General features: G+C 46.4%; 8 protein-coding genes and 1 pseudogene. 3 read left to right on the top strand and 6 right to left on the bottom strand.

Annotated features, from left to right (window positions below):
• Positions 1-337: 337 nt before the first annotated feature.
• On the top strand, positions 338-1,483 hold the full coding sequence (gene tgt, locus RIM23_RS08790) for a tRNA guanosine(34) transglycosylase Tgt (protein WP_446366281.1): 1,146 nt from the start codon (positions 338-340) through the stop codon (positions 1,481-1,483).
• Positions 1,484-1,528: 45 nt separating this feature from the next.
• On the opposite strand, the gene RIM23_RS08785 is transcribed toward tgt, so the two are convergent.
• Positions 1,529-2,440 carry a mechanosensitive ion channel family protein gene (locus RIM23_RS08785; RefSeq protein WP_446366279.1) on the bottom strand — a complete coding sequence of 304 codons (912 nt, stop codon included), beginning with the start codon at positions 2,438-2,440 and terminating at the stop codon, positions 1,529-1,531.
• A 157-nt stretch (positions 2,441-2,597) separates the two neighbouring features.
• The gene (locus tag RIM23_RS08780) at positions 2,598-2,945 is read right to left on the bottom strand and encodes an orange carotenoid protein N-terminal domain-containing protein (protein WP_446366277.1); all 348 of its coding nucleotides are present in this window, start codon (positions 2,943-2,945) and stop codon (positions 2,598-2,600) included.
• A gap of 255 nt (positions 2,946-3,200) precedes the next feature.
• Here RIM23_RS08780 and aspS point away from each other — a divergent pair, with 255 nt between their 5' ends.
• A complete protein-coding gene (gene aspS / locus RIM23_RS08775; protein WP_446366275.1) occupies positions 3,201-5,009 on the top strand; it encodes an aspartate--tRNA ligase in 1,809 nt (602 codons plus the stop codon).
• A 232-nt stretch (positions 5,010-5,241) separates the two neighbouring features.
• Here the strand turns inward: aspS and RIM23_RS08770 are convergent, their stop codons facing one another.
• The gene (locus RIM23_RS08770; RefSeq protein ID WP_446366273.1) at positions 5,242-6,546 is read right to left on the bottom strand and encodes a hypothetical protein; all 1,305 of its coding nucleotides are present in this window, start codon (positions 6,544-6,546) and stop codon (positions 5,242-5,244) included.
• A 101-nt stretch (positions 6,547-6,647) separates the two neighbouring features.
• Here RIM23_RS08770 and RIM23_RS08765 point away from each other — a divergent pair, with 101 nt between their 5' ends.
• Positions 6,648-6,866, top strand: a complete 219-nt coding sequence (locus RIM23_RS08765; protein ID WP_446366271.1) for a hypothetical protein — start codon at positions 6,648-6,650, stop codon at positions 6,864-6,866.
• Here the strand turns inward: RIM23_RS08765 and RIM23_RS08760 are convergent.
• The 3 genes and pseudogenes from RIM23_RS08760 to RIM23_RS08750 all read right to left on the bottom strand — a co-directional run.
• Positions 6,772-7,026 (bottom strand): annotated as a pseudogene (locus tag RIM23_RS08760) (tetratricopeptide repeat protein); the annotation flags it as partial. The gene RIM23_RS08765 and the pseudogene RIM23_RS08760 overlap by 95 nt on opposite strands.
• Positions 7,027-7,114: 88 nt before the next feature.
• Positions 7,115-8,605, bottom strand: a complete 1,491-nt coding sequence (locus RIM23_RS08755; protein ID WP_446366269.1) for a thioredoxin-like domain-containing protein — start codon at positions 8,603-8,605, stop codon at positions 7,115-7,117.
• 408 nt (positions 8,606-9,013) lie between these two features.
• Complete coding sequence (locus RIM23_RS08750) at positions 9,014-11,050, bottom strand: hypothetical protein (protein WP_446366267.1); 2,037 nt, start codon at positions 11,048-11,050, stop codon at positions 9,014-9,016.
• Positions 11,051-11,507: the final 457 nt, after the last annotated feature.

Below are 11,507 nucleotides of genomic sequence, written 5' to 3'. Positions count from 1 at the left end.
TCCCAAATGCGTTTAACCGCTATGGGATAGAGAGGTGCGTAGTTCACTATTATGAGAATTAATCTCTCAAAGTAAAAGCGAAGGGAATTTCTGCAATGAAATGAAGTCTGTCTATATTTGACTATACTTTTACCAACTATTTGCCGCCCTACTATACTCGGTCATTGCGGAGTGAATCTGAGGGAAGCGAAAACCAGAACAAGATTTTCCGCTGTTATTGGTGTATGCCTTTTATCCTTGACGACTGATTCGCTGGCATTGTCAAAAAACCCTGACAGTACACAAAACAGATGATGAGCCACAATAATCAAAGCACGATCACGAACCCTTAACCGCGTTGGCTCAAACATACAATTCATTTTCCTTCCAATGTCAGGCATGGTGCAGCCAAACCAAGGCACGCGCCGGTTTACTGCACAGTCCCCATGGTCTGATAGAAACGCCCCGGTTTATGCCCGTGGGTACTTTGGCAACGGTCAAAACTCTAACGCCTGCTCAGTTAGAAGCGGCACAAGCACAAATTATTCTCGCTAATACCTATCATTTGCACCTGCAACCCGGAGAAGGGATTATCCAGCAAGCGGGAGGATTGCATCACTTCATGGGTTGGCATCGCCCTATTTTGACGGATTCGGGCGGCTTCCAGGTTTTTAGTTTAAGTAAGTTGCGCCAAATTAGTGAAGAGGGTGTGGTTTTTCGCTCGCCTCGGGATGGACGATTGATTAATCTCACCCCAGAACGGTCAATTGCCATCCAAAATGCTCTAGGGGCAGATATTATTATGGCATTTGATGAATGTCCCCCTTATCCGGCGAGTCGTTCGCAGATTGAGGCGTCACTGGAACGAACGGATCGCTGGCTTAAGCGCTGTATCAATGCTCACACTCGTGCGGATCAGCAAGCGCTGTTTGGTATTGTTCAGGGTGGTGTTTATCTGGATTTGCGTCGTCAAGCGGCTGAGTCTTTGGTGCCTTTGGATTTACCGGGCTATGCCATTGGTGGGGTGAGTGTGGGGGAACCCGTGGAATTTATCCATGAAATCGTAGCAGCGACGGCACCTTACTTACCCGCCAATAAGCCACGGTATTTGATGGGGGTGGGGACGTATCGAGAAATGGCACGCGCGATCGCATCAGGTGTGGATTTATTTGATTGTGTGATTCCCACGCGCTTAGGGCGTCACGGGGCGGCGTTGGTTCAGGGGGAACGGTGGAATTTGAAAAATGCTCGGTTTCGTGAGGATTTTACGGCGTTGGATTCGACTTGTCCCTGTTATTGCTGTCAGAACTTTAGCCGCGCCTATCTGAGTCATCTGGTGCGATCGCGGGAAGCTTTGGGCTTTATGTTAATCTCTCTGCATAATGTGACGGAGTTGATTCGCTTTACCCAACAGATTCGAGAGGCGATTTTTCGGGATACCTTTACCACAGATTTTGCCCGGTGGCTAGGGGGTGAGGTTGATATGACATCCTCCCAGCACTAAGTCAAAGATTATAGGGTGGGCTTCCCTTTTTCACCAAAGATTTGCTCAATGTCTGCCATCACCCACCAACGCACTTAAGGAATCGCTAATTTCTCCCGTGTTGAGATTCCCAAAATAGGTGACTTGGGTGGGGTAAGCAAACTCAATCTGACGCGCCTCAAATTCCTGTTTAAGCTGTAAATTTAGCTGCTGTTGGATATCCATATAGAGGTTGTAATCACTGCTTAAAACGTAATAGACAACTTCAAAATTTAAGCTAAAATCCCCGTAATCGCTAAAATGCGCCCGGTCAAAGGTAGTATTCTCCAAATTTTTAATAATACCTTGGACAATTCCGGGGATAATTTTGAGTTTTTCTTGAGAGGTTTCATACAGCACGCCAAATTTAAAGGCTACCCGTCGTTTAGGCATCCGTTTATAGTTACGAATCCGCGAATTAGTTAAATCGGTGTTGGCAAAAACGAGTTGTTCTCCACTTAAACTCCGCAAGCGGGTTGTTTTAATACCAATATGTTCAACTGATCCGAGGAAATCATCAACAATGATAAAATCTCCCAATTCAAAGGGACGATCAAAGAGGATAGAGAAGTAGCTGAATAAATCCTGGAGGAAGCCTTGAGAGGCTAAAGCAATTGCCACACCACCAATGCCTAATCCAGCTACAACAGCGGAGATATCAAAACCCAGATTATCTAACAAAAAGACAATTCCCAGCGCCCAAATAGCAATCCGAGCCGCCGGAATCAATGCATCAAGCGCTTGCTCGACTGTTTCACTTTGGCGGCGAGTTAGCCAATAAAGCCGGAAACCGTATTCCACCAGGGAAACCAAGAGGCGAATTCCCAGAATCGTAGCAACAATCAATGTCAAGGCATCAATCACCTGATCCAGAATTGGATGTAAGGTGAGATTGGCAATTGCCACGTAAAACGTGCCAACGTAAAGCAGAGGAATCACGGCTCGCTCAACGATCCGGATTAGGGAATCATCCAGTAGGGTTGTGGTTTTCGCTGCCCAATTTTTGAGCCCACGCTCTTTAGCTGGGAGATGAAACCGAGCGAACCGTCTAGGTAGCGAATAAATTCGCCAGTCAAATAATTCGGATAACGTTCTACTATTGTGGTAATGTAAATACAAGTCGCGGGAAGGCTAACAATTGGTTATTTTCACTCAATGCCCCATATGCCCGTGATACTTGTGTATCTTCACGATTGACAATTTCTCCCATGGCGGCTAGCTGCTGATCATCGGAAAGGTTAAAGAAGTCTTGCATCAGTTGGGGGGAGATTTCCGCATCAGCCGCCGTGGGTGCAGCCGGTGTGATCGAATCGCCCATTTTTTCGTAGATGTAGTAAAGTAACGCTAGTTTGTCATCTGTACCCAAGCCCTCAAATGCTTGGGCTACGTTTTTCGTCTCCTGAGAACGGGCAGGGGTTACACCAGTCGGTTGAGTAGAAGCCATATTTTTTATTTCCTTTGTTACAACAAAATATCTCTACTCTTATGTTTACCAAAGTTTACAAACAGGGATCGCCCTCCGATCGGTAGAGTTTGCTTAGGATATTTGGTGGGATCGGTATCTTCCTCTATCCAGAGATGATGAAGTTGGTTGGAAGACACAGACAATGATTGCTGAATGCAGGATAATGGGCAAAGCTTTCACATTTTGTTACCTTAGACGTTCCTCTCTGTCAAAGCACTTATTTTTTCATCGGCTATGCGGACTCATTATTGCGGCGAATTGCGAAGTAACCATGTTGGTGAAACCGTTACCCTCTGTGGTTGGGTAGATCGGCGACGTGACCATGGGGGGGTGATATTTTTAGATTTGCGCGATCGCACGGGTATTGTGCAGATCGTTAGTGATCCTCAGCGCACGCCGGATTCTTATCAGAATGCAGAAGCCGTGCGGAATGAGTATGTAGTCCAAATTACTGGGCGTGTGAGTCAGCGTCCAGAGGATTCGCTCAACCCTAATTTATCCACGGGTGAAGTGGAAGTGTATGCGGATCAGATTAAACCGTTGAATACAGTTCGTAAGCAGTTACCGTTTCAGGTTTCCACCGCCGACGCCGAAACCGTGCGGGAAGAATTGCGCCTCAAATATCGGTATTTGGATATTCGCCGCGATCGCATGCGCCAAAATATAGAATTGCGCCATGAGGTGATTAAGGCGATTCGCCGTTATTTAGAAGATGAGCAAAGGTTCATTGAGGTGGAAACCCCCATGTTAACCCGTTCCACACCGGAAGGGGCGAGAGACTATTTGGTTCCCTCTCGTGTGAATCCAGGGGAATGGTACGCACTACCACAATCGCCGCAATTATTCAAGCAATTGTTGATGGTTGCCGGATTAGACCGTTACTATCAGATTGCCCGTTGTTTCAGGGATGAAGATTTAAGGGCAGATCGTCAGCCGGAGTTTACCCAGTTGGACATGGAAATGAGTTTTATGTCCCAGGAGGAGATTCTCCAGCTTAATGAAGGGTTGATCTGTCATATCTTTAAAACAGTAAAAGGGATTGAGATTCCCCGACCTTTTCCCCACCTCACCTACACTGAAGTCATGGAACGCTACGGTACGGATAAACCCGATACCCGCTTTGGCTTAGAACTGGTAGATGTCTCAGAGTTGCTGAAAGACTCTGGATTTAAGGTATTTTCCGGTGCAGTAGCGGCTGGGGGTAAGGTAAAAGTATTACCCATTCCTGGCGGTAACGACAAAATTTCCAACGTGCGAATTAAACCCGGTAAGAGTGGTGACTTATTTAACGAAGCCGCCGCAGCAGGCGCTAAGGGTTTAGCTTATATTCGGGTGCGAGACAACTGGGAAATTGACACGATTGGGGCGATTAAAGACAATCTCACTGAGGAGGTGAAACAGAAACTGCTAGAGATGACGGGGGCGAAACCCGGTCATTTACTGCTGTTTGGTGCAGGTGATACCGATGTGGTGAATAAAACCTTGGATCGCCTGCGCCAGGTATTGGGTCAGGAATTGGGACTGATTAACCCGACGAAAATTAATTTACTCTGGGTGACAGATTATCCGATGTTTGAATGGAATGCGGATGAAAAGCGCTTGGAGGCAATTCATCACCCCTTTACCGCACCTCATCCCGATGATATCGATGATCTGAAAACGGCAAGGGCGCAAGCCTATGACTTAGTGTATAACGGCTATGAAGTCGGCGGCGGCAGTTTGCGGATGTACCAACCCGATATTCAGAGACGAGTATTCGACGCGATCGGGTTATCACCAGAAGAGGCTCAAAATAAGTTTGGTTTCTTACTGGAAGCCTTTGATTATGGTGCACCTCCTCATGGCGGAATTGCTTATGGGTTGGATCGGTTGGTTATGTTGTTAGCTGGGGAAGAATCAATTCGGGATGTGATTGCGTTTCCCAAGACGCAGCAAGCCAGTTGTTTGTTAACCGAAGCACCCGCCCAGGTGGGAGAAAAGCAGTTGAAGGAATTGCACGTTGCTTCTACCTATAAGCCGAAGAAAGCGTCTGGGGTAAATTAGGTAGTTTGTTTTGGCAATACTGTAGAGACGTTACATGCAACGTCTCTACATTGTTGGGTGGGAATCAATAAAAAACGAATGACAAACTAACCCTTTTACCACGGCGGCGATTAAAATCGCTGCTACACAAACAAAGTCCGCCTACGCGGACTCAGGATAGCGAGGGTGGGAAACCTAGATTCAGTATGACAAATGACAATCCCGACCGTTAAACCTGTGCTGACTGACCGAATTACAATTCTTCTTTGATCGGAGAAATAGGCAAATACTTCTCAATTATCTCGCCTAAGCCTAACCCCAAACAACCAAACCCCATGCCCAACATGATAATACTTAACTCGGCACTGTTAAAAAAGGCAGCATCCGGTTTAATCAAGCTTAATATCAGCATTGCCACTGCCGATAAACCACTGATGATTAATGCCAGTCGGACACTACTCGCGGCGAACTTATAGCGTCCGGTTTCAGCGACGAGGTAAGCCGCAAAGGGAACCCAAACGGTTGCTACATATAGGGCATAAAATAAGACAATTAAACTGATAATTGCACCGCCTTTCAAGGCGACGGCTAATCCTAAGCCTGTATTGATTATGGAAACAAGTAGTCGATTTAGTTGAGAATCGGGAATCAACTCAAAGTCCAAAACTACCTTAGTCTGCACCCGCAAAATACTACTCCCGACTCCTAAAGCGGGTACGATTAACGATAAAATCAACAACTGTCCCCCCCATTGAGTAGCGCCTCCACCCAGCCATAATAAAATCCAAGGAATTATTTCTTTTCCATCAATATCGGTGGGCAAAATCCCAGCCGTTTTGGTAGCAATTACTACAGCAGACGGTAATAACGCCAGAAACATAAATAATATAGCCGCCAAGATACAGCCCAGATAGAGGTTGCGTAAATCTTTAGCTTGCACGACAAATTGGTGATATTTCATATCAATTAACACCAGCAATACTGTCGATAAGGAGATGCCGAGTAAAGAAGGAGGACTCATCTGCTGTAGTGCGGGGATGAAATCTACCGGGGCGTGCAAATAGAGGGGAACGGCTTGCAATTTCGCGATCGCGTACAATAATGCCAGGATATTGAATCCCAATAATCCCCGGAATAGCCAACTGGCTTTCTCAATTGGGAGTAGAGAAGAGAGCAGAAAGACCAGTGCTAAGCCTAGCATACTGGGCTGCACGGGTACATTTAAGACTTTGAGGATAAATGCGCCAGCAATAATTTGCACTGCAAAAATCCCAATTAGCGATAACCAGGACATGGTTCCCACCAGCACTTTGACGAGATGTCCGTAGCGGTTTCCCAGTAGTGTCCAGATTGGTTCAACTGACCGCCAATAGAATCTGGCAAATGCTAGGAGGATAAGAGTACCGAGGGCAATAGAAATCGGATAGAGGCTACCCGCCCAACCCAAGGTCAAGGCTTTTTCGGCGGTTCCGAGAACAAATCCCAAACCATAATGTGCCGATACCAGTAAAGCCGCGAGAGAAAAGAATCCGAGTTGTCGAGTTTCAGTGTGATTCACAGATGACAAGAAAATAAGTCATATCTTAAGTTTGCAACTTAATCCCTCTCTACGTAAATTGCAATCTTTTAGCAGCGTAAAGCACAGAATAGGACACGGCAATGCCGTGTCCCTACCATAACCCAGGAATAATTGATTGGGTAGGGACACGATACTATCGTGTCCTCCAAGCTTTGGTGTCGATCATCCCAGCTTCATTTATCCTAAACCGATTTAATCAGCAGACTAAAATACTCGCATTTGCCACCACGAAGCATTTTTTCTTTTCTGCTGAAGCATCTTTACTTCACTCTGAAGCATTGGAATTTTTTCTAGCATAGACTCTTTATAAAAGAGACTAATAGCTTTCTTAAAATCTGCGATCGCGCCTTGTATTTTTTCTTTATCTTTATAAATATAACCCCGTTTTACATAGGCATCAGCATAGTCAGGGTTTATCTTGATGATTTGACTGTAGTCGGTAATGGCTCCCCGCTTGTCTCCCTGTTGATTCCGGACAGGAACAAGATAATCAAACCCTTTTTTCCGTTGCGCCTGGGGTTAAACAGTATGTCAAAACTCAACAGATCTAATACCCGCTCAAATTTAAAGTGGTCACCTCTAACGTACCTAAATCAACGCAACGGATCGCATGATTATTCGTATCAGCGATATAGAGACGAGCCGCGATCGCACTGACTCCAGAGGGCTCGGCAAACTGCGCCTCATGACTCTGACCGTCTCGGTGTCCCGCTTTTCCGTTACCTAACAAGGTCTGACAACTTCCTGTACTCGGATCGACGCGCTTGATTTTATGATTATAAGTATCGGCGACCCAGAGGTAATTTTGGGTATATTCTACCCCTAAACAGTGCTGGAGTCGTACCTCTGACTTTTGACCATCGCGATCGCCAAATTCAAACAGTTCACCACTGCCACAAATTGTCCGCACGGGTAAATTATTAATTAGACCCACTCCCCGAATCGAACTTACTTCACTATCAGCCACGTAGAGTTCTCGACCATCAGTAGTAATCCCACTGGGTTGAGCAAAAGCGGCTTCCTGGAGTGACCCATCTATACAGGCTTCTGCACCTGTCCCCGCATAAGTGCCAATCTCACCCGTTTCAAGCTGCATTTCCCAGATTTGGTGGGAACCCGCCATCGCAATCAGCAGGCGATTATCAATTTTTTCAATATCCCACGGTGAATTCAATGCTGTTTGTAACCCTAAGCCGCTATGGGGTTGAATCTGGCGACTTTGCTCTCCAGTACCCGCAACGGTTTCAACTTGCTCAGTTTCTAGATGAATGCATCGCAGGCAATGATTTTGCGTATCCGCCACGTAAAGACGTTGATTTTTGGGATCTAGTGTGATACCTTGAGGCGCAAAAAATTGGGCTTCGGCAAACGTGCCATCGGTTAATCCTGGTTCACCTGTACCAATAATAGTTATTACCTCACCTGCCAACGTACTCACCACAATGCGATGATGACCCGAGTCAGCAATAAACAGGCGATCGCTAAATTCATCAGCAAGGACTTTTCCAGGAAATGCTAAGGGATTGGTGAGGGGGTGTCGCTGTTTTTCCAAGGTGAAATGAAGTGGCTGCATCGTTATTGTGTCTTTTTGCTGGTGTTTCTGGATCAGTTCCCCAATAAGTTGATCGAGAACTGCTCGATTTCCTTCCCCCGCCACATCTCTAATCACATAACCTTCAGGGTCAATCACGACTAACGTGGGCCACGCCCGAACTGCATATTGCTGCCACAGATTAAAAGTAGAGTCTACAACAACGGGATGCTCGACATCGTAGCGAAGAATTGCCTGACGAATATTTTCTGCGTCTTTTTCGTTATCAAATTTAGATGAATGAATACCAATAACGGTAAGACTATCTTTATATTTTTGTTCTAAATAGTTTAAGTCTGGCAGAACATGGAGGCAGTTAATACAGCAGTACGTCCAAAAGTCAAGAATCACCACTCGCCCTTTTAAATGCTTCAGGGAAAGTGGGTGATTTGTATTGAACCAGATGCCGTCTTGGGGAAGTTCTGGCGCTCGAACCCTTGGTGTCATGAGATTTTCAGTGATTGTTGATTGTTCATTGTTAATTGTTTATTGCTCAGATCCTAACCTAACGTTCACCTTCCGTTTTCCCAGGGTGTGTAGGGGCGGGTTTCACGACTATCTTTTCGGTTGTACCCAGATGTGGATAAACCCGCCCCGACTAAGGTTTCTAGACTTCCCATGAAAAACCAGTTATCAGAAACCCCCTTCCGTCCCCCGAATAGATCCCCCTTCCGTCCCCCGAATAGATCCCCCTTCCGTCCCCCTTCAAAAGGGGGAGACCAGAGGATGCGGGAGCTTTTTTTGCATGGGGGAGACCAGAGGATGCGGGAGCTTTTTTTGCATGGGGGAAGCCAGAGGATGCAGGATCTTTTGTTACAGGGGGGAAGCCAGAAGATGCAGGAGCTGTTATTCCCATTATTTTTCAATTAATTCGGGTAAGGTTGGTGGCAAGTCAGTTTCAGGAATGACGGGTTTAATTGTTGGGGTTGGCGAGGAAATTGGGGTTTCCTCATCCGATGAAGGAGGTTCCGGAGGTAACGATTCATCGGGAGTTACCGATTTTTCTGTCGCCTCTTCTGGGGTGGTTTGAGTTGTCTGTGGGTTCGATTCTGTGTCCTCTGGAACCACCTGGGATGGCGGTGAGGGAGTTTTGAGTTTTGGAGTTACAGGTTTTGTATCCGCTTGCGGTTCCTCTGAGGATGTTTGGGTTTTATCGAGGGATGTCGATACTTCCGTTTCTGACTGAGATTCGGTTTCCTCAGTAACGATATCCGATGCTTCATCATGAGTTGTCTGGGGTGGAGTTACAGGTTTTGTATCTGCTTGCGGTTTCTCTGAGGATGTTTGGGTTTTATCCAGGGGTGTAGATGTTTCGGGTTCTGGCTGAGATTCGGTTTCCTCAGTAACGATATCCGATGCTTCATCAAGAGTTGTCTGGGGTGGAGTGAAAAGTTCTGTATCCGCTTGCGGTTCTTGCGGCGACTCCGTTTCCTCTAGCAAAACTTCAGGTTCAGGTGACGGTGTTTCTGGTTCTTCTGGTTGTTCAGTGGATGGGGTAGGAGATACTGTGGGTTTTTGGAATCGTTCCCTGATATTTTGATAGAAGCGATTCAGAAAGCCACGGGCTGGGGATTTTTCTGTAGGCTTGGCTTCAGGAGTTTCCAAGTCTGTAGCTGAGGGGACGGTTTCATCTGGCGTAGCGGGTTCTACGGCTGTGGGAGATTCTTCCCCTGTCTTGGGTTCAGGTACTGGTATTTCTTCAACAGGTGTTTCGGATTCAGGGGCGGGAATTTCTTGAGGTATCTCTGGTTCAGGTACTGGTATTTCTTCAACAGGTGTTTCGGATTCAGGGGCGGGAATTTCTTGGGGTATCTCTGGTTCAGCCGTTGGTTTTTCTTCAACAGGAGTGGGAGATACTAAAGGTGTCGGTGTTGGCTCTACAGTTGGCGGTGGAGTGGGTGCAGGTGTAGGCGTGGGGGTTACTTCTGGCGTGGGTGTTGGTGTGGCTTGAACTTTATAGTTGGGATCGATAATGCTACGGGCGACTTCAGCAGAAAGCTCGTTCCGCATTAATTGGGATAGGGTGTCATTGCCCCCTGGCTGGTAACTAATTAGCCGCGCTGTGTTGTTGTAAGCGTTTTTAACTGGATTTCCTTGTTCATCCAGAAACTCTAGCTGCACCCAGTTTTTACCGGGTTTAAAGCCGTTGAGATAAACGGAGTGCCAACGATCTAGGATAAAACTTTCACCATTGATGGTGACGCGAATTTGCCAATCTACTATCTCGTCTTCTGGGTTTTCCTGGGCGACGAGGTGGAGTGGAGCATTAGTCACATAGAAGTCGAGCAGGATAGGTTCAGCACCATAGCTACCTTTGGGACGGCTATAGGTTAATAGAGGAAGGTTAGACGCCGGATTATTATCGTCAGTTTTGGTAAATAGGTGAAATGTGGTCTGAGCATAAGCGCCTTCATTTTTAAAGCTTTCATGCCAAGGACGAGCCGCAAAAACTCTCAGAGTATGGGTTCCGGGGGATAAGTCCTCAAAGACAAAGGGTTTTTCTATGTCGTAAACCGGAATATAGGGCTGATTGTCAAGAATCAGATGCAGATGAGGACCCATGTCTAATTCCGGGTTTTTGAACAGGGGCAAGTCTTTCACCTGCAATTGTACGGAGACGGTGGTGTCTTGAAGAATTTGATCCGGAGTGGGACTCAGGATGGTGACTTGAGGTTGATAGGTTTCTAGGCGGCGATTCAGTTGCTGAATGACTGGGGGGGGTGCGACTTCTGATAGTCGTACCACTGGCTCGGTTGGCGGTGGGGCTTCATCTTCCGGTGGTTGTAACGTCTGTGCGCTTCCGCCACATGCCACGAGTCCCGCTATAAGCACCACCACCAGCAAGACTGAACAAATTGCCCTCACTGTTTTCCACCAGAGATTCCTAGCCAACACACCATCTCCTCAACTAATTCTGCTCATTAGGAACTATAGCGAACAATGGCTCATCCTCTACTGATACTGATGGATGAGGGAGATGGGGAACAACGGGGCGCAGGTGCATGGGAAATAGGTTTGTGAATCAACAAATGACTAATGACGAATGACGGACGAATCTGAGATTAAATCCGCCAATTGTTGAGTTTTGTAAAATTTACCGACCACACTCTTGACTTTTTGGGGAGTTTACTTACAGCAAAAGCCAAAGTAGACCTTGATTTGCTGAAATTTGAATTTTTGTTAAGTGCAGCCCAAGACTTCCTCCAGCAAGACCTATCATCAACAAAAGAGTATCCCCTGAATTTGAAAGGGGATATCGTTTTTCCAGGAAAGTTACGCACAAAAGCGGTGCTTTCCGCTAAATTGATAAAAAAGCAAACTTCCTTTGGGATATTTCTTGTTCCTTGTA

The sequence above is a fragment of the Coleofasciculus sp. G3-WIS-01 genome (assembly GCF_040223135.1).
GTDB lineage: Bacteria > Cyanobacteriota > Cyanobacteriia > Cyanobacteriales > Coleofasciculaceae > Coleofasciculus.
This window is presented reverse-complemented; position numbering and strand designations above follow the sequence as displayed.